The following is a 22,674-nucleotide window of genomic DNA, read 5'->3' on the forward strand; positions in this document are numbered from 1 at the left end:
CTACCTGGTCGTTACACGTGAGGATGGTAGGCAAACAGCGCAGGCGCCCCACCAGTATGAATAAAGAGAATTGGCCCTTCATCTTTGAAGCGTTTCTGGCTGATGCCGTCAATCAGACCTGCCATCGCCTTGCCGGTATACACCGGATCCAACAAGATACCTTCCAGCCGTGCCAGCAGTTTTACCGCCTCCATGCCCTCTTCGTTTGGCGTACCGTAGCCCGGCGCAAAATAATCGTCCCATAGCAGGATATCCGCGGAGGCCGTCAGTTCCAGTTCTCGGGCAATATCCTGCTGTAGCGTAACAACTTTGGGTTTTTGATCCGCCACGCTGCGCGAGACAGTCACGCCGATAAGTTCGACGTCTGGCATCAATTGTTCCAGACCGACGGCAAGTCCGGCATGCGTTCCCGCACTGCCCGAGGCAACCACTACGGAAGAGAGCGCAACAGCGCCTTCACACTGTTGGGCTATTTCCAGCGCACTTTCCACATAACCCAGTGCGCCCAGCGCATTAGAGCCTCCAACCGGGATCACATACGGGCGGAACCCTTGCGCTTCAATACGCGTCGCCAACTCCTGCAGTTGTGCATTCGGATCGGTCAGCGCATCGCACATTTCAATTTGCGTATTAAACAGGTCCAGCAGCAGACGGTTGCCATTGGTGAGATAGTTTTCCGCAGTGGTGCCAATCGGATTTTCCAGCAGCGCCACACAGTGCAGACCGAGCTTAGCCGCTACCGCCGCCGTCTGGCGAACGTGGTTAGACTGAATCGCACCGGCGGTTATCAGCGTATCAGCGCCTTCACGCAGCGCGTCTGCGGCGAGAAATTCCAGCTTACGCAGCTTATTGCCGCCCATGGCCATCGGCGTGACGTCATCGCGTTTGATGAAAATATCGCGCCCGAGGTAGTCGGAAAAGCGTGGAAGATATTCGAGCGGTGTTGGCGCGCCAATAAATTCCAGACGTGGAAAGCGCGTTAAGTTATGCAGCGGCATACAGCCTCCGGTATTCGTTGTTGTGATGTTCTTTTTATTATGCACGTTCAGGCGCAATGAAATAAAAAAAGGCGCTGTTAAAGGCGCCTTTTTTCATCGGATGACGATTATTTCGTCACATCCGCTCCAAACCATTTTTCAGACAGCGCTTTCAGCGTACCGTCTTTTTGCATTTCGGCAATGGCAGCATCAACCGCTTTCAGCAGATCTTCATTGCCTTTGCGCAGCGCCACGCCGGACTCCTGGCGGGAGAATGCTTCACCGGTAACGGCCAGCGTATCCTTGGTTTTTTTCACCAGGTCCAGTGCGGCCAGGCGGTCAACCAGAATGGCATCGATACGGCCTACGCGCAGATCCTGGTATTTGGTCGGATCATCATCATAGGTACGAATATCCACGCCCTGCACGTTCTGACGCAGCCACTCTTCATAGTTGGTACCCAGACCAACGCCGACTTTTTTACCTTTCAGATCGGCAGCAGTCTTAATAACGCCTTCATTGCCTTTCTTCACCAGCGCCTGAATACCAGACACAGTATACGGGGTAGAGAAATCGTATTTTTTCTTCCGTTCGTCAGAGATGGTCACCTGGTTGATGACCACGTCAATGCGTTTGGAATCAAGAGAGGCCAGCATACCGTCCCATTTGGTCGGTTTGAGCGAGGCTTTCACACCCAGATGTTTAGCCAGCTCCTCGGCAAATTCCACTTCAAAACCGGTCAGCTTGCCGTCATCGCCCTGAAAACTAAACGGGGGATAGGTCCCTTCCAGGCCCACCAGCAGCGTGCCGCGCTCTTTAACTTTATTTAACAGACCTTCATCCGCATAAGTCTTTACGCTCATTCCGGCGACAAGTGCAACAGCCATTACACCCATCAGAGCCTGACGTCCCAGAAGTGCTAATTTCATAGTTACCCCGAATATTGTCATTAGTGACTGCTATTTATACACAAAATCATTCTAGTTGCATCAAGGCGGCAAGCGAGTAAGTCCCCAGGAGCTTACTAAAGTAAGTGACTGGGGTGAATGAGCGCAGCCAACACAGAGGCAACTTGAAGGATGACATGTTTATGAGCGTAGTGTAGAGCGCTTGTCGTGATCCACAAACATCACTCTGTTACACCTTATTCGTTTTTAATATATATCAGAACTGGCTGTCCAGGAGGATTTCTGCATATGTCCCATATGGGTATGGGCTTTGAACTGCTCATACTTACGCAAGGCGATGCGGTAATTGTTGGTGCTGGTTTCCGGCAGCCACGGGGCAAGGTTTTCGTCGAGGAACCCTTCCTGCAGCAGGTCGTGAGAGATATTTTGTTCGGTCAGATGATTTCCGAGGCGGCGCAGGCGGACAACGTATTCACGTACCGTGCCGTGGCTCATTTCGGTCTGCTCGAATAAAAATTGTTTAAAACCGATAATGTCAAAAAAGTCGCTCTGCTCTTTGCAGTGCAAATCACCGCAAAAACGACACAGTGCCACCCACTCTTTTTTTTCCTGTTCCCACTCAGCTTCATTGAGCAAAGTGTCCAGTCGGGCGATGGCGATTTTATTCACAATTTGCCCGCGGCGAACCAACGTGATCCGGTCGAGCAGCTTAAAGCAATGGGCGCAATGCGTCTGGCTGTGTTTGAAATCTTTGAGGTAGCGGCTTAGAGGCCGTCTTTTTGATTGCTGCACCGTCATGAGAACTCCTGGTAGTCAATTCGTAATGCGGCATTGTTCAGGGGTAATAATGTACCCCTATAGCTTACCCAGCTTGGTGCGTAGACGTTTGATGGCCTGACTGTGCAACTGGCTGACCCGTGATTCCCCGACTTCCAGTACCGCGCCAATCTCTTTCAGATTCAGCTCTTCCTGGTAGTACAGCGTTAACACCAGCTTTTCGCGCTCCGGCAACGCCTCGATCGCGTCCATCACGCGCTGGCGGAGGTTACCCTCAAGTAGCTGTTGTAACGGGTTTTCCTGCTGATGTTCTTCCGTCACCAGCTCAATACTATCGCCATGCTCTTCCCGCCACTCGTCATAAGAGAAGAGCTGGCTGTTATTGGTATCAAGCAACATCTGACGATACTCTTGCACAGGAATAGCCAGACGCTCCGCCACTTCGGTTTCAGTCGCGTTACGCCCTAATTCCTGCTCCAGTTGTCCCATCGCCTGTGCCACTTCGCGAGCATTGCGCCGAACGCTACGCGGCACCCAGTCCCGGCTACGTAGTTCGTCCAGCATCGCTCCACGAATACGCTGCACTGCGTAAGTGGTAAATGCCGTTCCTTGCAAAGCGTCATATCGGTCAACTGCATTCAATAACCCGATGCCGCCCGCTTGTAGCAGGTCATCCAGTTCTACGCTCGCCGGCAAACGCACCTGAAGGCGCAATGCTTCGTGACGCACCAACGGTACATAACGCTGCCACAGCGAGTGTTTATCCATTACACCTTCAGCGGTATACAGTGAATTCACGATAAACAGCCCTGCGTTAAATGAGTTATCGGCATGATTATCCGTTTCTGCAGGGGTTTTAATCGGGTGAATAGTGGGTGAAATGGGGGGTTATTTAGGGGTTACGGGTAAAGCTAATTATAAAAAACCCCGCCGGAGCGGGGTTTGCGCAGTAAGCGTAAATTAACGCAGCAGAGACAGAACGTTCTGCGTGGTCTGGTTAGCCTGTGCCAGTACAGAAGTACCTGCCTGTTGCAGAATGTTTGCACGAGACATGTTGGACACTTCGGTCGCGTAGTCAGCATCTTCGATACGGCTACGTGCTTCAGACAGGTTGTTTACGGTGTTACCCAGGTTGGTGATGGTAGAGTTGAAACGGTTCTGTACCGCACCCAGGTCGGAACGCAGGTCAGCAACCTGAGCCAGCGCTGCGTCGATTTTAGCCAGTGGGCCTTCAGTTTTCACGGCAGCGACTTCGTTCAGCGCTGCACCAGATTTGAAGTTGTGATCTTTTACGCTGGATGCCAGGTACTGTTTTCCACCTACGGTAGCGATTTCAGTTTTACCGTTCACACCACCAAACTGAACAGCGGCTTCTTTGCTAACACCTTTATCGTCGGTGTATGCAACAGTTTTAGCAGTGATTTTGCCGTCTTTGTAATCAGCAGCGTAGTATTTGCCACCGTTTTCCAGAGCATAGCCGCCATCAATCACTTTACCGTTTTTGTCTTCAAAAGACATTTTCACCAAGGTGGTGTTGGCAGCAGTTGCACCGGTAACACCTGCATCAGCCAACGCTGTTGCTGCATCTGTTGTAACTGGTTTAGCTGCAGGAGTATCTACAACCTGATTTTTGGTAACGGTTGTAGTTTCTGCTTTGGTAATGCCTGTTGCATCTTTAGCACCAAAGGTTACGGCACCAGTAGTCCCATCGATTGTCGCCTTGTACATGCCGTCACCTTTGGTTGGATCCGTTTCATCCGAACCAGTGACGCTTATATAATGCTGACCATCTTTAAACTCAATCGTCGCCTTACCTTTACCAGCAGTGCCCCCAACTGCAGTATCAATTAACCCTTGAGCAGGTCCGGTAAGAGCGACACCGTCTTTATAGGTTGCTGCACCTACAACTGTAGCGCTAGTCTTATAACCGTCCTGCACGCTCAGGCTATCCAGACCCAGAGTTTTGGAGTTAATTTCTTTCAGGTTGATATCGATGGTTTCGCCATCGTTGGCACCGACCTGGATGGTCAGGGTGTTGTCTTTCGCCAGCACTTTCACGCCGTTGAACTGGGTCTGACCAGATACGCGGTCGATTTCGTTCAGACGCTGAGTGATTTCAGCCTGGATAGAGTCGAGGTCAGACTGGGAGTTGGTACCAGTAGAAGACTGAACCGCCAGCTCACGAACACGCTGCAGGTTGTTGTTGATTTCAGACAGAGAACCTTCAGTGGTCTGCGCGATGGAGATACCATCGTTGGCGTTACGGGACGCCTGAGTCAGACCTTTGATGTTAGAGGTGAAGCGGTTAGCAATCGCCTGACCAGCAGCATCATCTTTCGCGCTGTTGATACGCAGACCAGAGGACAGACGCTCGATAGCGGAGCTCAGGGAAGACTGAGATTTGTTCAGGTTATTCTGGGTCAACAGCGACAGGCTGTTTGTATTGATGACTTGTGCCATGATCTTTTCCTTATCAATTACAACTTGATGTTATTGGGCTGTTGCCCACGGTTTCTCACCGTAACCCTTGTATCGGCACCTTAATTTCGAACTTTAGAAAATTTTTACTTTCCGTCGTTTTTTTTCTTAGCCGCTGAAATACCCTCTATATGCACCACTATTCCGCGCATTATTTTTGCAAAACTATTATTAAACTTTGCGCGCAGATTGCCGATAAAGCGGTTAACTACTGTTTGCAATCACAAGGAATTAGGCATGCCTTCATTTACATCACTGGGCGTTGGTTCGAACTTACCGCTGGATACATTGCTGACAAACTTAACCACTGCTGAGAAAAAGCGTTTAACGCCGATTACTCAGCAGCAGAGCGCTAACACCTCGCGTCTGACCGCGTATGGCACGCTAAAAAGTGCATTAGAAAAATTTCAGACTGCGAATACCGCACTGAACAATGCCGATCTGTTTAAAAGCACCACTGCTACCAGCAGCACAGAAGATTTAAAAGTCAGCACCACCGCGGGCGCTGCTCCAGGGAAATACACCGTCAGCGTCACTCAACTGGCGCAGGCACAGTCATTATCGACTACGGCGAAAATTACCTCGACTAAAGAACAGTTGGGCGATACCAGCGTCGATGAACGTACGATTACGATTTCCCAACCGGGCCGTAAAGAGCCACTGGAAATCAAATTAGGCAAAGGCGAAACCTCACTGGAAGATATTCGCGATGCCATAAATGATGCCGACAGCGGTATTTCCGCAAGTCTGGTGAAGGTTAAAGAAGACGACTACCAGTTGGTGTTAACCGCAGAAAGCGGCACTGAAAGTGAAATGACCATCTCGGTGTCCAACGACGCAAAACTGAGCGATTTACTGTCCTATGACAGCAAAGCCGGCAGCGGGAAAATGAAACAGCTGGTCGGGGCGCAAAATGCGCAATTGACGGTCAACGGCATTGATATTGAACGTCAAAGCAATACTGTAACTGACGCTCCGCAGGGCATCACGCTCCAGCTGACCAAAGAAGTAAAAGATGCGTCTATCACGGTAACAAAAAGTGATGAAAAAGCCACCACGGCGATCAAGGCCTGGGTAGAAGCCTATAACTCACTGGTGGATACCTTTGGCACGCTGACGAAATATAAAGAAGTTGAACCGGGTGAAGCGGCCAGCGCCGATAACGGCGCGTTACTGGGCGACAGTGTTCTCCGTACAATTCAAAACGGCATTCGTGCGCCATTTGCTAACAGCGGCAGCGAGTCCCCGTTTAAAACCATGTCTGAGATTGGTATTACGCAGGATGGCGGCACTGGCAAGTTAAAAATTGATGAAGAAAAACTGGCTAAGGCACTGAAAGATAACACGGCAGCGACCCGTGAACTGTTGGTGGGTGACGGCAAAGAGACCGGTATTACCACTAAGATTGCCACCGAAGTAAAAAGCTATCTGGCCGATGACGGCATTATCGATAATGCGCAAGACAATATTAACGCCAACCTGAAGCTGCTGACTAAACAGTATCTGACCGTCAGCAACAGTATTGATGAAGTCGTTGCTCGTTATAAAGCCCAGTTTACCCAACTGGATTCCATGATGAGTAAGCTGAACAGCACCAGTACCTATCTGGGCCAACAATTTTCAGCGATGAATAATTCCTGATAACACGAGGTAAGCATGTATACCGCGAGCGGTACCAAAGCCTATGCACAGGTCAGCGTGGAAAGCGCCGTAATGAGCGCCAATCCACATCAGCTGATTGAAATGTTGTTTGATGGTGCGAACAGCGCCCTGGTGCGCGCTCGCCTGTTTATGCAGCAGGGTGATATCGTCGCCAAAGGTGAAGCGTTAAGTAAAGCCATCAATATTATTGATAATGGCCTGAAAGCCGGCCTGGACCACGAAAAAGGGGGAGAACTCGCCACCCATCTCTCTTCATTGTATGACTATATGGTTCGCCGCTTACTGCACGCTAATCTGAATAATGATTGTCAAGCCATTGAAGAAGTCGAAGGGTTACTCGGCAACATTGCGGATGCCTGGAAACAGATCTCACCGAACGCGTCGTCCCAGGAGTCTCGTTAATGACCTCAGCCGTGGAGTTTATCAACCGTTGGCAGCGCATCGCGCTACTCAGTCACTCGCTGCTGGAACTGGCGCAGCGTGGTGAATGGGACCTTTTACTGGAACAGGAAGTTACCTATCTGCAAAGTATTGAAGTGGTCATGGAAGAGCAAACTCCACCAGGCATTACGCGAAGTATTCAGGACTTAGTGGCCGGGTACATTAAACAGACGCTGGATAACGAACAACTGCTCAAAACATTGTTGCAGCAGCGCCTGGATGAACTCAGCAATCTCATCGGTCAGTCGACGCGCCAAAAGACGCTGAATAACGCCTATGGTCGTCTTTCCGGCATGCTGTTAGTCCCCGACGCCCCCACTGCCCCACAATAATTTCCCGTCTCGTCTGAATTATCTTCCATACTCCAGAGGTCGGCCAAACGACTTCTGGAGCACGGAAGATGAAAAATCCCACGTTATTGCAGTATTTTCACTGGTATTACCCTGAGGGCGGTCAACTCTGGCCCGAACTTGCCGAACGCGCAGGCGGACTCAATGACATCGGCATCAATATGGTGTGGTTACCTCCCGCCTATAAAGGCGCATCCGGCGGCTACTCCGTTGGCTACGACTCCTACGATCTGTTTGATCTGGGCGAATTCGACCAAAAGGGAACCGTCGCCACCAAATACGGCGATAAAAACCAGCTGCTGGCGGCGATAGACGCGCTAAAACACAATGATATTGCCGTCCTGCTCGACGTGGTGGTCAACCACAAAATGGGCGCGGATGAGAAAGAGAATATCCGCGTTCAGCGGGTTAACGCCGACGATCGCACGCAAATAGATGATGAGATAGTCGAATGTGAAGGCTGGACGCGTTACACCTTCCCTGCCCGCGCAGGCCAGTACTCGCAATTCATTTGGGACTTTAAATGTTTCAGCGGCATTGACCATATCGAAAATCCAACCGAAGACGGCATTTTTAAAATCGTTAACGACTACACCGGTGAAGGCTGGAACGATCAGGTTGATGATGAGTTGGGTAATTTTGATTATCTGATGGGCGAAAACATCGATTTCCGTAATCACGCGGTCACCGAGGAGATCAAATACTGGGCTCGCTGGGTGATGGAGCAAACCCAGTGCGACGGTTTTCGCTTAGATGCCGTGAAACATATTCCGGCATGGTTTTATAAAGAGTGGATCGAGCACGTACAGGAAGTCGCTCCCAGGCCACTGTTTATCGTCGCGGAATACTGGTCCCACGAGGTCGATAAGCTACAAACCTACATTAATCAGGTGGAGGGGAAAACCATGTTGTTCGATGCCCCTTTGCAGATGAAATTCCACGAAGCCTCCCGTCAGGGTCGTGATTACGACATGAGCCAGATTTTCACCGACACGTTAGTGGAGGCCGATCCATTTCATGCCGTAACGCTGGTAGCCAACCACGACACTCAGCCCTTACAGGCGCTCGAAGCCCCTGTCGAGCCGTGGTTTAAGCCGCTGGCCTATGCGTTGATCCTGTTACGAGAAAACGGCGTGCCGTCGGTGTTTTATCCTGACCTCTACGGAGCGCATTACGAAGACACTGGCGGAGATGGCGAAACCTATCCTATCGACATGCCGATCATCGAGCAGCTTGATGAACTGATCCTCGCGCGCCAACGCTTCGCGCACGGGGTACAGACGCTCTTTTTCGATCATCCTAACTGTATTGCTTTTAGCCGCAGCGGAACGGATGAAGATCCCGGCTGTGTGGTGGTCCTGTCTAACGGCGATGATGGGGAGAAGACAATTAATCTCGGCGCGAATTATGGCAATAAAACCTGGCGTGACTATCTGGGAAATCGCGAAGAAAGCGTGGTCACCGATGAAAACGGTGAAGCAACGTTTTTCTGTAACGGCGGTAGCGTCAGCGTGTGGGTAATTGAGGACGTGTTGTAAAACTTAACCCCGGTGGCCGTTGGCTACCGGGGCGTATAACTTATGGCAGTGGCGTGGCCAGCGGCGTTTTCTTTAACGCGTCAGCACATTCCTGCGTCGGGCGATCGACCCGCTGCAGCGTCATACCGTCATATTCCAGCGTATTGCCTTCCCGCTCAATCTCATACAGCTCGCGTTTCACCGTCACGTTGGTGAGATCGCCTGAAATCATCGTCAGTTTCCCCGGCAGGGCAATGACCCGCTGCCACTGGCGACAATCCAGCGTATCGCCCTCTTTTGTTACCACCAGGCTGGCAATCGCTTCCGGGCTGACCAGGCTGCGTTGCGGACCTTTTGACTGCCAGTATCCTTCCAGACCGGCTGGCGCTGGCGTTTTCACCACGTCGTTATAATTTTCTACTTCGGCGCATCCGGTAAGCGCCAGAAATACACCAACGATTGCTAATTTTTTCATCATTCATCCTGCATGCGAAGAAAATGGGATTGTGGCATTAAAGGCCTGATGCCGCCAGCCTTTCGGCTGCGTTGAGAAAGATTGATCCAGACGGTATTACCTCTTATTACTCATAGTCAAAAATTCTGATCGGTGTAGTATCCACACTTCTTGTTACATACCTTCTGAGTTCAGAGGCAAAACGCATGTCATGGCAACACTTCAAACAGGCCTGGTTAATTAAATTTTGGGCCCCCGCCCCTGCGGTCATCGCAGCGGGTATTCTCTCTACTTATTATTTCGGCATTACGGGAACCTTCTGGGCCGTGACCGGAGAATTCACTCGCTGGGGTGGTCAAATCCTGCAACTTTTTGGCGTGCATGCCGAAGAGTGGGGATACTACAAATTGATCCATCTCGAAGGCTCGCCCCTGACCCGCATTGACGGGATGATGATCCTCGGCATGTTTGGTGGCTGTTTTGCTGCCGCGCTGTGGGCAAACAACGTCAAATTACGCATGCCGCGCAGTCGGGTGCGCATTATGCAGGCGATAGTCGGCGGGATGATCGCCGGTTTCGGTGCCCGACTGGCAATGGGCTGTAACCTGGCCGCATTCTTCACCGGCATTCCGCAGTTCTCGCTACACGCCTGGTTTTTCGCACTGGCAACGGCTATTGGCTCGTGGTTTGGCGCACGCTTTACCCTGCTGCCGATGTTCCGTATTCCGGTCAAAATGCAGAAAGTCTCCGCCGCTTCACCGTTGACGCAAAAACCGGACCAGGCCCGTCGCCGTTTTCGCCTCGGCATGCTGGTGTTTATCGCCATGATCGGCTGGGCGCTACTCACCGCAATGGATAAACCCAAGCTCGGTCTGGCGATGCTGTTTGGCGTCGGGTTTGGTCTGCTGATTGAACGGGCGCAGATCTGCTTCACCTCCGCCTTCCGCGACCTGTGGATTTCCGGTCGCACCCATATGGCAAAAGCGATCATCTTCGGGATGGCGGTCAGCGCCATCGGTATCTTTAGCTACGTGCAACTTGGCGTTGAGCCTAAAATCATGTGGGCGGGTCCAAATGCGGTGATCGGCGGCTTGCTTTTCGGCTTCGGTATTGTTTTAGCGGGCGGGTGTGAAACCGGCTGGATGTACCGCGCCGTTGAAGGTCAGGTACATTACTGGTGGGTTGGTCTGGGCAACGTAATTGGCTCGACCATTCTGGCCTACTACTGGGATGATTTTGCTCCCGCGCTTGCCACCAACTGGGACAAAGTGAATCTGCTTAACACCTTCGGCCCGCTCGGTGGTCTGCTGGTGACCTATCTGCTGTTATTTGCCGCGCTGATGCTGATTATCGGCTGGGAAAAACGTTTCTTCCGTCGCGCAGGGCTGACGCCTGCCAAGGAGTCTGTATGAAAAATATCGTGCCTGATTATCGCCTCGATATGGTCGGCGAACCGTGCCCGTACCCGGCTGTAGCCACGCTGGAAGCGATGCCGCAATTGAAGAAAGGTGAAATTCTGGAAGTGGTGAGCGATTGCCCGCAGTCAATCAACAATATTCCACTGGATGCGCGTAATCACGGTTATACGGTGCTGGATATTCAGCAGGATGGCCCAACGATCCGCTATTTGATTCAGAAATAACTCGTTGCCGGATGGCGCTGCGCTTATCCGGCAAACATTCTCTGCACGCAGTCTCTACACCTGCATCGACATCACTTCCTGATACGCCGACACCAGTTTATTACGCACCTGAATACCCATCTGCATCGATACCGACGCTTTTTGCATATCGGTCATCACATCATTCAGCGCAATACCCGGTTCACCGAGGGTAAATTTCTCAGCCTGCACACGGGATGCGGTTTGCACATCGCTGATCCTGTCTAACGCTGCATGCAGTTGACCGGCAAAACTCACGGTCGGTTGTGGCTGCAAATCCTGCATTTTTGCTGACATCGCCGTGGTCTGTAGCTGGCTGATGACCCCTTCAATCCCCTGTATTGCCGACATTCTGATCCCCTGGATGATTTTTTACGTAGTTGAGATTACCAGTTAGTCAATAAGATAAAGGCGTTAAATAACGATAAAAAACCACGGTTTTTAACGCATAGAAAAATTCGAAACCGCAAATAATGAGACCGTCAATTTTTCGAGTTTGCTGACCCGGGAGTGAGTCTTGTTCCACTTTGCAAAAAACGCCGTCCACGATAAGCCACGAGGTGCGAGATGAGTGCGACAGCATCGACTGCAACCCAGCTTAAACCTCTCGAGTGGTTAAACCGCCTGCGCGCGAATCCCAGAATTCCTCTGATTGTGGCGGGAGCCGCTGCCGTCGCTATCATCGTGGCGATGGTCCTGTGGGCCAAAGCGCCTGACTACCGCACGCTGTTCAGCAATCTTTCCGATCAGGATGGTGGCGCGATTGTCACCCAACTGACGCAGATGAACGTTCCCTACCGTTTTACTGAGGGAAGCGGCGCCATTGAAGTTCCTGCCGATAAAGTCCACGAACTGCGCTTACGTCTGGCGCAACAAGGCCTGCCGAAAGGCGGTGCGGTGGGCTTTGAACTGCTGGATCAGGAAAAGTTTGGTATCAGCCAGTTTAGCGAGCAGGTCAACTACCAGCGTGCGCTGGAAGGTGAATTAGCCCGTACCATTGAAACGCTGGGACCGGTAAAACGCGCCCGCGTGCATCTGGCAATGCCGAAACCGTCGCTGTTTGTGCGTGAACAAAAAGCGCCTTCAGCCTCCGTCACCGTCAATCTCGAGCCGGGCCGCGCCCTCGATGAAGGTCAGATCAGTGCGGTCACGCATTTGGTCTCCAGCGCTGTTGCAGGCTTACCTCCGGGCAACGTTACGCTGGTCGACCAGGCGGGTCACCTGTTAACTCAGTCGAACACCAGCAGCCGCGATCTTAACGATGCGCAACTGAAATACGCCAGCGATGTTGAGGGCCGCGTTCAGCGTCGTATCGAATCGATCCTGTCGCCGATTGTCGGCAACGGTAATGTACACGCTCAGGTCACCGCACAGCTGGATTTTGCCAACAAAGAGCAAACCGAAGAGCAGTATCGTCCAAACGGTGATGAGTCCCAGGCCGTGCTGCGTTCACGTCAGTTGAACGTCAGCGAACAGGTTGGTAGCGGAGCGCCAGGCGGCGTCCCGGGCGCATTGTCTAATCAGCCTGCTCCGGCAAATACCGCGCCAATCGCCACCCCACCGGCTAATCAGCAAAACGCGCAAAATACGCAAAACCCGCAAACGGCGAATAACAGCAATAATGCCGGCCCGCGCAGTACGCAGCGCAATGAAACCAGCAACTATGAAGTCGACCGTACCATTCGCCACACCAAAATGAACGTTGGCGATGTACAGCGTCTCTCGGTGGCAGTAGTCGTCAACTATAAAACCTTGCCAGACGGCAAACCGTTGCCGTTAACCGCCGAGCAGATGAAACAGATTGAGGATCTGACCCGCGAAGCGATGGGCTTCTCAGACAAGCGTGGCGATACCCTGAACGTGGTGAACTCTCCCTTCACGGCGACCGACGATTCCATTGGCGAGCTACCGTTCTGGAAACAGCAGTCCTTTATTGATCAGTTAATGTCCGCAGGTCGTTGGTTACTGGTTCTGTTAGTCGCCTGGATCCTGTGGCGAAAAGCTGTTCGCCCGCAGTTGGTTCGTCGCAGCGAAGAAGCAAAAGCCGTTCAAGAGAAAACGCGTATCCGTCAGGAAACCGAAGAAGCGGTTGAAGTTCGCCTCAGCAAAGACGAACAAACCCAGCAGCGTCGAACTAATCAGCGTCTGGGTGCAGAAGTCATGAGTCAGCGTATTCGTGAAATGTCAGATAACGATCCGCGCGTCGTGGCGCTGGTCATTCGCCAGTGGATGAGTAACGATCATGAGTAATGCCCTTACCGGTACCGATAAAAGCGTCATCCTGCTGATGACCATTGGCGAAGATCGCGCGGCGGAGGTGTTTAAGCACCTTTCCACGCGCGAAGTTCAGGCGCTCAGTACAGCGATGGCGAACGTACGCCAGATCTCCAACAAACAGTTGACGGAAGTGCTGGCCGAGTTTGAGCAAGAAGCAGAACAGTTTGCCGCACTGAATATCAACGCCAACGAATATCTACGCTCCGTGCTGGTGAAAGCGCTTGGCGAGGAACGTGCCTCCAGCCTGCTGGAAGATATTCTGGAAACCCGCGATACCACCAGCGGCATTGAAACGCTCAACTTTATGGAGCCGCAAAGCGCCGCCGACCTTATCCGCGACGAGCATCCGCAGATTATCGCCACCATTCTGGTGCACCTCAAACGAGGTCAGGCTGCCGATATTCTGGCGCTGTTTGACGAACGTTTACGTCATGACGTCATGCTGCGTATCGCCACATTCGGTGGCGTACAGCCTGCCGCGCTGGCAGAACTGACCGAGGTACTTAACGGTCTGCTCGATGGCCAGAACCTCAAGCGCAGCAAAATGGGCGGCGTGAGAACGGCGGCAGAAATTATCAACCTGATGAAAACCCAGCAGGAAGAAGCCGTTATTACCGCCGTACGCGAATTCGACGGCGAACTGGCACAGAAAATTATCGACGAGATGTTCCTGTTCGAAAACCTGGTGGACGTCGACGATCGCAGCATCCAGCGCCTGCTGCAGGAAGTGGATTCCGAATCGCTGCTGATTGCCCTGAAAGGTGCCGAACAGCCGCTGCGCGAGAAGTTCCTGCGCAACATGTCGCAACGTGCTGCCGATATTCTGCGCGACGACCTCGCCAACCGCGGTCCGGTGCGTTTGTCGCAAGTGGAAAACGAACAGAAGGCCATTCTGCTTATTGTGCGTCGTCTGGCGGAAACCGGCGAGATGGTGATAGGCAGCGGCGAGGATACCTATGTCTAACGAACTGCCATGGAAAGTCTGGACCCCGGACGATCTCGCCCCACCAATGGCGGAGTTCATACTGGCCGACCACAGCGAAACGCCGCTGTCAGAAGAGTCCGACGAGCCGGAACTCTCTGCAGAGCAACAGCTTGAGCAGCAGCTTGCACAGTTGCAAATGCAAGCCCATGAGCAAGGCTATAACGCGGGCCTGGCGGAAGGTCGACAAAAGGGCCACGAACAAGGTTATCAGGAAGGTCTGAACCAGGGGCTGGAGCAAGGTCAGAGCCAGGCGCGCGCTCAGCATGCGCCGATTCATGCCCGCATGCAGCAGTTGGTGAGCGAATTTCAGAATACGCTGGACGCACTGGACAGCGTTATCGCCTCACGCCTGATGCAAATGGCGCTGGAAGCCGCGCGTCAGGTGATTGGTCAGACGCCAATCGTGGATAACGCGGCGTTGATTAAGCAAATCCAACAGCTGTTGCAGCAGGAGCCGTTGTTTAGCGGTAAACCGCAATTGCGTGTGCATCCGGACGATCTCCAGCGTGTGGAGGAGATGCTCGGTGCGACCCTCAGCCTGCACGGCTGGCGGTTGCGCGGCGATCCGACGCTGCATCACGGCGGTTGTAAAGTCTCAGCCGACGAAGGCGATCTGGATGCCAGCGTCGCCACGCGTTGGCAAGAACTCTGCCGTCTGGCAGCGCCGGGAGTCGTGTAATGACCACTCGCCTGACTCGCTGGCTCAATACACTGGACAACTTCGAAGAGAAAATGTCGCTACTGCCTGCGGTGCGCCGTTACGGTCGACTGACCCGTGCCACCGGGCTGGTGCTGGAGGCCACGGGATTACAATTGCCGCTCGGCGCCACCTGCGTTATTGAGCGTCAGGACGGCAACGAAACCCAGGAAGTCGAAAGTGAAGTTGTGGGCTTTAACGGTCAGCGTCTGTTTCTGATGCCGCTCGAAGAGGTCGAAGGCGTTTTGCCTGGCGCGCGCGTGTACGCAAAGAACATTGCTGGCGAAGGTCTGCAAAGCGGCAAGCAATTACCGCTTGGCCCTGCACTGCTCGGGCGGGTGCTAGACGGTAGCGGCAAACCGCTCGACGGACTGCCCGCCCCGGATACCACCGAAACCGGGGCGTTGATTACTCCGCCGTTTAACCCGCTCCAACGTACCGCGATTGAACACGTACTGGATACCGGCGTACGTCCCATCAACGCGTTGTTAACCGTTGGTCGCGGCCAGCGTATGGGACTTTTCGCAGGCTCCGGCGTTGGTAAAAGCGTTCTGCTCGGCATGATGGCGCGCTATACCCAGGCCGATGTTATCGTCGTGGGCCTGATTGGCGAACGTGGCCGTGAAGTTAAAGATTTCATTGAAAATATCCTCGGAGCCGACGGTCGCGCACGCTCGGTGGTGATTGCCGCTCCGGCAGATGTCTCGCCGCTATTACGTATGCAAGGCGCGGCCTATGCTACGCGTATTGCTGAAGATTTCCGCGATCGTGGACAGCACGTATTGCTGATTATGGACTCCCTCACCCGCTACGCGATGGCGCAACGTGAGATAGCCCTGGCGATCGGCGAGCCGCCGGCAACCAAAGGTTATCCCCCTTCAGTATTCGCCAAATTACCGGCGCTGGTTGAACGTGCCGGGAACGGTATTCACGGCGGCGGTTCAGTTACCGCGTTTTATACGGTACTGACCGAGGGTGACGACCAGCAGGACCCCATTGCGGATTCCGCGCGCGCGATTCTGGACGGCCACATTGTGCTGTCACGTCATCTGGCTGAGGCGGGTCACTATCCGGCCATCGATATTGAAGCCTCGATCAGCCGCGCTATGACCGCGCTCATTAGTGAACAACACTATGCGCGGGTGCGTAACTTTAAACAGTTGCTATCCAGCTTCCAGCGCAACCGCGATCTGGTTAGCGTGGGGGCGTATGCCAAAGGCAGCGATCCCATGCTGGATAAAGCCATCGCCTTATGGCCGCAACTGGAAGCGTTCTTACAGCAAGGCATCTTTGAACGGGCTGACTGGGAAGATTCTCTGCAAGCTTTAGAACTGATTTTCCCTGGTGTGTGATTAAGCAGGAGAGCATAGGTCATGGCACAACATGGTGCATTAGCAACATTGAAAGACCTGGCTGAAAAAGAGGTAGATGACGCCGCTGTCTTATTGGGAGAGATGCGTCGTGGCTGTCAGCAGGCGGAAGAGCAGTTGAAGATGCTGATCGATTATCAGCATGAGTATCGCAACAATCTTAACACTGACATGGGTCAGGGTATTACCAGCAATCGCTGGATCAATTACCAGCAATTTATTCAGACGCTGGAAAAAGCCATTGAGCAACATCGCCAACAGCTCAATCAATGGACGCAGAAAGTGGACCAGGCTTTGAACAGTTGGCGTGATAAAAAACAACGTTTACAGGCATGGCAGACTCTGCAGGACAGACAAACCTCGGCGGCATTGCTGGCTGAAAACCGCCTGGATCAGAAAAAAATGGATGAATTTGCTCAGCGCGCAGCTATGAGGAAACCCGAATGATTACTTTACCCCAACTGATTACCACCGACACCGACGTAGCCGCAGGTCTTCAGTCTGGCAAAGCGGTAGATTCAGCCGAGGATTTTTTAGCGCTGCTGGCTGGCGCATTAGGTGCGGGCGACGCACAGGGTAAAGACGCCCCGCTGTCGCTTGCCGACTTACAGGCGGCCGGTAGCAAACTGCAAAAAGGGTTGCTGCAAAAAAATGGCGATCCAACCCCGTCGCTCAAGTTATCCGAGCTGCTGGCGCAAAAAGAGATGCAAACCGATGCGTCTCTTGCTGACATGACAGACGCTCAGCAACTGTTGTCAGCCCTCACGCCCTCCTTGAAAGCTAATGCCCTGACAACACTGGGCAAAGTCGCTCAGCAGGATGAAAAAACCACCACGCTCAGCGATGACGATCTCGCCAGCCTGAGCGCGTTGTTCGCCATGCTGCCAGGACAACCACTGGCTACGCCTGCCATCGACAGCGCGCCAGTCCCAGTTGATGCCGCACTTTCGGCGTTGTCACGCGGCACGGTACACGGCGCTATCGCCGATAACGCGGGCGAATTGCTGCCCGGTGATGCCAAAAAAGGCAAAGCGGATATTGCCAATCCTGGCAGCAGCCTGGATCAGACAAACAATCCGACGCTAACCCCGTTGACGGCAGCAGCGACGACCAAAGCGGAAATTGACAGTTCCCCTTCGCCAACCAGCGTTGGCGTTACGGCGGCTCCGTTAAGTAGCCCGCAACCCCATGCTCAGCCGTTACCGACCGCCGCCCCCGTGCTCAGCGCCCCATTGGGTAGCCACGAATGGCAGCAATCTCTGAGCCAGCACGTCACGCTGTTTACGCGTCAGGGTCAGCAAAGCGCAGAACTGCGCCTGCATCCACAGGATCTCGGCCAGGTGCATATTTCCCTCAAGCTGGATGACAACCTCGCGCAGCTGCAAATGGTATCGCCACACAGTCACGTACGTGCTGCGCTGGAAGCCGCGTTACCGATGCTGCGTACGCAGTTGGCTGAAAGCGGGATCCAGCTTGGGCAAAGCAGTATCAGTAGTGAAAGCTTTGCCGGCAATCAGCAGTCTTCCGGGCAGCAACAGCAGACGGGTCGCGCTCAGGGACAAGACATTTTTGCCGCTGAGGATGACGCCGTACTGGCTACGCCAGCCTCACTGCAAGCCGCAGCTCGCGGTGATGGAGCAGTAGACATCTTCGCCTAACGCCAGAGGTAGCATGATTATCCGCGTCTTTTCCACGCTTTGTCGTGGACAGGACACGGGATAATCAGCCCATAAGCTGTACCGAAACAGGAAGCCCGTATCTGATGACTGACTCCGCGATTAACAAAAAAAGTAAACGCGCTATTTGGATCCCTCTGCTGGTATTAATTACCCTCGCCGCCTGCGCAACTGCGGGGTATAGCTACTGGCGCATGCAGCAGCAGCCGTCCGCCAGCGTCAAAGCGGAACCGGCTCCACCGCCAGCCCCGGTATTCTTCGCGCTGGATACCTTTACCGTCAATCTGGGTGATGCGGACCGTGTACTGTATATCGGTATCACACTGCGTATGAAAGACGAGGCGACGCGTTCACGTCTTAACGAATATCTGCCGGAAGTACGCAGCCGTTTGCTGCTGCTGTTTTCCCGCCAGAACGCGGCTACGCTCGCCACCGAAGAAGGTAAGCAACAGTTGATTACCGCCATCAAAGAGACGCTCGCGACTCCGCTCGTTGTTGGTCAACCCAAACAGGTTGTCACCGACGTTCTTTATACAGCTTTTATTCTGCGGTAAAGACATGGGCGACAGTATTCTTTCTCAGGCTGAAATCGACGCATTGCTTAACGGCGATAGCGAAACTAAAGACGAACCCATTTCCGGTATCGCAAAAGAAAGCGATATTCGTCCTTACGATCCCAACACCCAGCGCCGCGTAGTACGTGAGCGTTTACAGGCGCTGGAGATTATTAACGAACGCTTCGCGCGCCAGTTCCGTATGGGATTATTTAACCTGTTGCGCCGTAGCCCGGATATTACCGTGGGTGCGATCCGTATCCAGCCATACCACGAGTTTGCGCGTAACTTACCGGTTCCGACCAACCTGAACTTAATCCACCTGAAGCCGCTGCGCGGTACGGGTCTGGTGGTGTTCTCACCGAGTCTGGTATTTATCGCCGTTGATAACCTGTTCGGCGGTGATGGACGCTTCCCGACGAAAGTTGAAGGTCGGGAATTTACCCATACCGAACAGCGCGTTATCAACCGCATGCTGAAGCTGGCGCTGGAAAGCTACAGCGACGCGTGGAAGGCCATCAATCCGCTGGAAGTGGAATACGTTCGTTCCGAGATGCAGGTGAAATTTACCAATATCACCACCTCTCCTAACGACATCGTGGTGAATACTCCGTTCCACGTTGAAATTGGCAACCTGACCGGTGAATTTAACATCTGTCTGCCATTCAGCATGATTGAACCGTTGCGTGAGCTGCTGGTGAACCCGCCGCTGGAAAACTCGCGTAATGAAGATCAGAACTGGCGCAATAATCTGGTGCGTCAGGTTCAGCATTCTGAACTGGAGCTGGTGGCAAACTTTGCCGACATTCCGCTGCGGCTATCCCAGATTTTAAAACTGAAACCCGGCGATGTACTGCCGATTGAAAAACCCGACCGCATTATTGCTCATGTGGACGGCGTGCCTGTACTGACCAGCCAGTATGGCACCGTAAACGGTCAGTATGCGTTACGCGTAGAACATCTGATAAACCCGATTTTGAATTCGCTGAATGAGGAACAGCCCAAATGAGTGATATGAATAATCCGTCCGATGAGAACACTGGCGCATTGGACGATCTGTGGGCTGACGCGTTAAACGAGCAAAAAACCACGCCCACCAAAAGTGCGGCCGATGCGGTATTCCAGCAGTTAGGTGGCGGCGACGTCAGCGGTGCTTTGCAGGACATCGATCTGATCATGGACATTCCGGTCAAACTGACCGTCGAATTGGGCCGTACCCGCATGACCATCAAAGAACTGCTGCGTCTGACGCAGGGTTCGGTCGTCGCATTGGATGGTCTGGCTGGCGAGCCGCTGGATATCCTGATCAACGGTTACCTGATTGCCCAGGGTGAAGTGGTGGTGGTCGCAGATAAATACGGCGTTCGTATCACCGACATTATTACCCCATCAGAACGCATGCGCCGTCTGAGCCGTTAAGCATGAATACCCAGGCGACAGTTTCTCAGCCAGCCGCCGTACCCGGCTCACCGCTGGTACAGGTAAGCGGCGCGCTGTTTGGGATCATCGTATTGATCCTGGCTGCGGCCTGGGTCATTAAGCGTCTGGGGTTTGCCCCCAAAAGCGCTGGTACGCGCGAACTGAAAGTTACTGCGAGCACCTCACTGGGTCCACGTGAGCGCGTGGTGATTGTTGAGGTTGAAGATGCGCGCCTGGTGCTGGGCGTCACGGCCTCGCAAATTAACGTATTGCACACCCTGCCCGCGGCGCCTGCCGAGGCAGAAGAAAAACCGGCCTCCCCCGCGGATTTCCAGGCCATGATGAAGAGTTTGCTCAAGCGTCCTGGGAGATCCTGATGCGCCGTTTGTTATCCATCACGCTGGCAGGCTTATGGCTTTTCAGCCCTGTAGCCCTCGCTCAGCTTCCGGGACTGGTAAGCCAGCCGTTGCCAGGCGGCGGACAAAGCTGGTCTTTGCCAGTGCAAACGCTGGTGTTTATCACCTCGCTGACGTTCCTGCCCGCCATTTTATTGATGATGACCAGCTTCACCCGCATCATCATCGTTTTCGGCCTGTTACGAAATGCGCTGGGAACACCTTCTGCACCGCCGAACCAGGTGCTACTGGGGCTGGCGCTATTTTTGACCTTTTTCATCATGTCGCCAGTAATCGACAAAATTTACGTCGACGCGTATCAACCGTTCAGTGAAGAGAAGATCTCCATGCAGGAAGCCATGGAGAAAGGCGCACAGCCGCTGCGTGAGTTTATGCTACGCCAAACCCGTGAAGCGGATCTGGCGCTGTTCGCTCGTCTGGCAAACAGCGGCCCACTGCAAGGACCAGAAGCCGTACCGATGCGAATTTTGCTTCCGGCCTATGTCACCAGCGAGCTGAAAACGGCATTTCAGATAGGTTTTACTATTTTTATTCCGTTTCTGATTATCGACCTGGTCATCGCCAGCGTGCTGATGGCGCTCGGGATGATGATGGTCCCCCCGGCCACGATCGCGCTGCCGTTCAAGCTGATGCTGTTTGTGTTGGTAGATGGTTGGCAGCTGCTTGTCGGCTCGCTGGCACAAAGCTTTTACAGTTAGAGGCGCGAAATGACTCCTGAATCGGTCATGATGATGGGCACAGAGGCGATGAAGGTCGCCCTGGCCCTTGCCGCGCCGTTGCTGTTGGTCGCCCTCGTCACAGGTCTTATCATCAGTATTTTGCAGGCGGCGACCCAGATTAATGAAATGACGCTGTCCTTCATTCCCAAAATTGTCGCGGTGTTTATTGCCATCATTGTTGCCGGACCGTGGATGCTTAACCTGCTGCTCGACTACGTACGTACGCTGTTCAGCAATATCCCCTATATCATCGGGTAGATGACATTATGCTGCAGGTGACCAGCGTTGAATGGCTCCACTGGCTAAACCTTTACTTCTGGCCTTTGCTGCGCATACTGGCGCTCATCTCAACGGCCCCTATTCTCAGCGAGCGCACCATCCCCAAACGGGTAAAACTGGGGCTTGGATTAATGATAACCGTCGTTATCGCCCCATCGATTCCCCCCGTAGACGTCCCCATCTTTTCTGTTGGCGCGCTATGGCAGGCAATGCAACAAATCCTGATCGGCATCGCCATAGGCTTCACCATGCAGTTTGCATTTGCGGCAGTACGAACCGCCGGGGAATTGATCGGCCTCCAAATGGGTCTCTCCTTCGCAACCTTCTTCGACCCCGGCAGCCGTCTGAACATGCCGGTGCTGGCACGCCTGATCGACATGCTCGCCATGCTGTTGTTCCTGACGTTTAACGGTCATTTATGGCTTATTTCACTGCTGGTGGATACCTTTCATACCTTGCCAATCGGCGGTAATCCGGTGAACAGCAATGCGTTTCTCGCGCTGGCGCGGGCGGGTAGCCTGATTTTCCTCAACGGTCTAATGCTGGCCCTGCCGATAATGACGCTGCTACTCACACTGAACCTCGCACTCGGTTTGTTAAATCGTATGGCCCCCCAGTTGTCGATTTTCGTCATCGGCTTTCCACTCACCCTCACCGTGGGTATTTCATTAATGGCGGCGCTGATGCCATTAATTGCGCCATTCTGCGAACGATTATTCAGCGAAATTTTTAATTTATTGGCTGATATTGTCAGCGAAATGCCCGGAAAATAATAACCCTTATTTTTTATCCTGTTTTACTAAGGATTGTCCTAAATTTAAAAAGTGACAACATCCACCAGGATATCTCTGTCGCGGTTTATTTGTTTTTGCCTCACTCACATAACGCAACATTTACTTTACTTTAAGATGTTTCCTGGCAAATTATACGCAACTTTACGGGATAGTAATTTCGCCTGAAAAACAGCGAAAGCGTCATCTTGGGTCGTTATTATTCCGTTTAGTTGTGATGAAATAATCAGGTAAGGGGAATTATCGTTACGCATTGAGTGAGGGTAT

Annotated in this window: 26 protein-coding genes; 19 read left to right on the forward strand and 7 right to left on the reverse strand. The window is 53.0% G+C overall.

The window, feature by feature from the left end:
* Positions 1 to 11: 11 nt before the first annotated feature.
* From dcyD to LA337_14045, 5 genes are all read right to left on the reverse strand, one after another.
* Positions 12 to 998, reverse strand: coding sequence for a D-cysteine desulfhydrase (dcyD, locus tag LA337_14025; protein ID UBI14307.1), 987 nt, complete (start codon positions 996 to 998; stop codon positions 12 to 14).
* A gap of 107 nt (positions 999 to 1,105) precedes the next feature.
* Positions 1,106 to 1,906: a cystine ABC transporter substrate-binding protein gene (tcyJ, locus tag LA337_14030; GenBank protein ID UBI14308.1), complete on the reverse strand. Its 801-nt coding sequence runs from the start codon at positions 1,904 to 1,906 to the stop codon at positions 1,106 to 1,108.
* A 225-nt stretch (positions 1,907 to 2,131) separates the two neighbouring features.
* Positions 2,132 to 2,683, reverse strand: a complete 552-nt coding sequence (fliZ, locus tag LA337_14035; protein UBI14309.1) for a flagella biosynthesis regulatory protein FliZ — start codon at positions 2,681 to 2,683, stop codon at positions 2,132 to 2,134.
* A gap of 57 nt (positions 2,684 to 2,740) precedes the next feature.
* Positions 2,741 to 3,460, reverse strand: a complete 720-nt coding sequence (gene fliA, locus LA337_14040) for an RNA polymerase sigma factor FliA (GenBank protein UBI14310.1) — start codon at positions 3,458 to 3,460, stop codon at positions 2,741 to 2,743.
* Positions 3,461 to 3,622: 162 nt separating this feature from the next.
* Positions 3,623 to 5,122 (reverse strand): FliC/FljB family flagellin, encoded by a 1,500-nt coding sequence (locus LA337_14045; protein UBI14311.1) that lies wholly within the window; start codon positions 5,120 to 5,122, stop codon positions 3,623 to 3,625.
* Between the two features lie 255 nt (positions 5,123 to 5,377).
* Here LA337_14045 and fliD point away from each other — a divergent pair, with 255 nt between their 5' ends.
* The 4 genes from fliD to amyA all read left to right on the forward strand — a co-directional run bounded on the left by fliD (position 5,378) and on the right by amyA (position 9,131).
* Positions 5,378 to 6,781, forward strand: coding sequence for a flagellar filament capping protein FliD (gene fliD, locus LA337_14050; protein ID UBI14312.1), 1,404 nt, complete (start codon positions 5,378 to 5,380; stop codon positions 6,779 to 6,781).
* Positions 6,782 to 6,796: 15 nt separating this feature from the next.
* Positions 6,797 to 7,204, forward strand: coding sequence for a flagellar export chaperone FliS (gene fliS, locus LA337_14055; protein ID UBI14313.1), 408 nt, complete (start codon positions 6,797 to 6,799; stop codon positions 7,202 to 7,204).
* The gene (gene fliT, locus LA337_14060) at positions 7,204 to 7,575 is read left to right on the forward strand and encodes a flagella biosynthesis regulatory protein FliT (protein ID UBI14314.1); all 372 of its coding nucleotides are present in this window, start codon (positions 7,204 to 7,206) and stop codon (positions 7,573 to 7,575) included. Before fliS ends, fliT begins: the two co-directional genes overlap by 1 nt.
* Positions 7,576 to 7,643: 68 nt before the next feature.
* Positions 7,644 to 9,131, forward strand: coding sequence for an alpha-amylase (gene amyA, locus LA337_14065; protein UBI14315.1), 1,488 nt, complete (start codon positions 7,644 to 7,646; stop codon positions 9,129 to 9,131).
* A 40-nt stretch (positions 9,132 to 9,171) separates the two neighbouring features.
* On the opposite strand, the gene LA337_14070 is transcribed toward amyA, so the two are convergent.
* Positions 9,172 to 9,585, reverse strand: a complete 414-nt coding sequence (locus LA337_14070; GenBank protein UBI18473.1) for a lipoprotein — start codon at positions 9,583 to 9,585, stop codon at positions 9,172 to 9,174.
* Positions 9,586 to 9,770: 185 nt separating this feature from the next.
* Between LA337_14070 and yedE the strand changes: the two genes are divergently transcribed.
* Positions 9,771 to 10,976: a selenium metabolism membrane protein YedE/FdhT gene (gene yedE / locus LA337_14075; GenBank protein UBI14316.1), complete on the forward strand. Its 1,206-nt coding sequence runs from the start codon at positions 9,771 to 9,773 to the stop codon at positions 10,974 to 10,976.
* Positions 10,973 to 11,206 (forward strand): sulfurtransferase-like selenium metabolism protein YedF, encoded by a 234-nt coding sequence (gene yedF / locus LA337_14080; protein ID UBI14317.1) that lies wholly within the window; start codon positions 10,973 to 10,975, stop codon positions 11,204 to 11,206. The genes yedE and yedF overlap by 4 nt, the downstream gene beginning before the upstream one ends.
* 54 nt (positions 11,207 to 11,260) lie before the next feature.
* Here yedF and fliE read toward each other — a convergent pair whose 3' ends face one another.
* Entirely contained in the window at positions 11,261 to 11,575 is a 315-nt protein-coding gene (gene fliE, locus LA337_14085) for a flagellar hook-basal body complex protein FliE (GenBank protein ID UBI14318.1), read from the reverse strand.
* A gap of 216 nt (positions 11,576 to 11,791) precedes the next feature.
* Between fliE and fliF the strand changes: the two genes are divergently transcribed.
* The 13 genes from fliF (at position 11,792) to fliR (ending at position 22,389) form a co-directional block, all read left to right on the forward strand.
* Positions 11,792 to 13,474, forward strand: coding sequence for a flagellar M-ring protein FliF (fliF, locus tag LA337_14090; protein ID UBI14319.1), 1,683 nt, complete (start codon positions 11,792 to 11,794; stop codon positions 13,472 to 13,474).
* A complete protein-coding gene (gene fliG / locus LA337_14095; protein UBI14320.1) occupies positions 13,467 to 14,465 on the forward strand; it encodes a flagellar motor switch protein FliG in 999 nt (332 codons plus the stop codon). Before fliF ends, fliG begins: the two co-directional genes overlap by 8 nt.
* The gene (gene fliH, locus LA337_14100) at positions 14,458 to 15,165 is read left to right on the forward strand and encodes a flagellar assembly protein FliH (GenBank protein ID UBI14321.1); all 708 of its coding nucleotides are present in this window, start codon (positions 14,458 to 14,460) and stop codon (positions 15,163 to 15,165) included. Before fliG ends, fliH begins: the two co-directional genes overlap by 8 nt.
* Complete coding sequence (gene fliI / locus LA337_14105; GenBank protein UBI14322.1) at positions 15,165 to 16,535, forward strand: flagellum-specific ATP synthase FliI; 1,371 nt, start codon at positions 15,165 to 15,167, stop codon at positions 16,533 to 16,535. Before fliH ends, fliI begins: the two co-directional genes overlap by 1 nt.
* 21 nt (positions 16,536 to 16,556) lie before the next feature.
* Positions 16,557 to 17,000, forward strand: coding sequence for a flagella biosynthesis chaperone FliJ (gene fliJ / locus LA337_14110; protein UBI14323.1), 444 nt, complete (start codon positions 16,557 to 16,559; stop codon positions 16,998 to 17,000).
* Positions 16,997 to 18,211: a flagellar hook length control protein FliK gene (gene fliK / locus LA337_14115; GenBank protein UBI14324.1), complete on the forward strand. Its 1,215-nt coding sequence runs from the start codon at positions 16,997 to 16,999 to the stop codon at positions 18,209 to 18,211. Before fliJ ends, fliK begins: the two co-directional genes overlap by 4 nt.
* Before the next feature lie 104 nt (positions 18,212 to 18,315).
* On the forward strand, positions 18,316 to 18,783 hold the full coding sequence (gene fliL / locus LA337_14120; protein UBI14325.1) for a flagellar basal body-associated protein FliL: 468 nt from the start codon (positions 18,316 to 18,318) through the stop codon (positions 18,781 to 18,783).
* 4 nt (positions 18,784 to 18,787) lie between these two features.
* Positions 18,788 to 19,792, forward strand: a complete 1,005-nt coding sequence (gene fliM, locus LA337_14125; GenBank protein UBI14326.1) for a flagellar motor switch protein FliM — start codon at positions 18,788 to 18,790, stop codon at positions 19,790 to 19,792.
* A complete protein-coding gene (fliN, locus tag LA337_14130; GenBank protein UBI14327.1) occupies positions 19,789 to 20,202 on the forward strand; it encodes a flagellar motor switch protein FliN in 414 nt (137 codons plus the stop codon). Before fliM ends, fliN begins: the two co-directional genes overlap by 4 nt.
* Before the next feature lie 2 nt (positions 20,203 to 20,204).
* Positions 20,205 to 20,579, forward strand: a complete 375-nt coding sequence (gene fliO / locus LA337_14135; GenBank protein UBI14328.1) for a flagellar type III secretion system protein FliO — start codon at positions 20,205 to 20,207, stop codon at positions 20,577 to 20,579.
* Positions 20,579 to 21,316, forward strand: coding sequence for a flagellar type III secretion system pore protein FliP (gene fliP, locus LA337_14140; GenBank protein ID UBI14329.1), 738 nt, complete (start codon positions 20,579 to 20,581; stop codon positions 21,314 to 21,316). The genes fliO and fliP overlap by 1 nt, the downstream gene beginning before the upstream one ends.
* A 9-nt stretch (positions 21,317 to 21,325) precedes the next feature.
* Positions 21,326 to 21,595, forward strand: coding sequence for a flagellar biosynthesis protein FliQ (fliQ, locus tag LA337_14145; protein UBI14330.1), 270 nt, complete (start codon positions 21,326 to 21,328; stop codon positions 21,593 to 21,595).
* A gap of 8 nt (positions 21,596 to 21,603) precedes the next feature.
* Positions 21,604 to 22,389: a flagellar type III secretion system protein FliR gene (gene fliR, locus LA337_14150; protein ID UBI14331.1), complete on the forward strand. Its 786-nt coding sequence runs from the start codon at positions 21,604 to 21,606 to the stop codon at positions 22,387 to 22,389.
* Positions 22,390 to 22,674 lie beyond the last annotated feature (285 nt).

Source organism: Citrobacter europaeus, assembly GCA_020099315.1.
Classification (GTDB): Bacteria; Pseudomonadota; Gammaproteobacteria; order Enterobacterales; family Enterobacteriaceae; genus Citrobacter; species Citrobacter europaeus.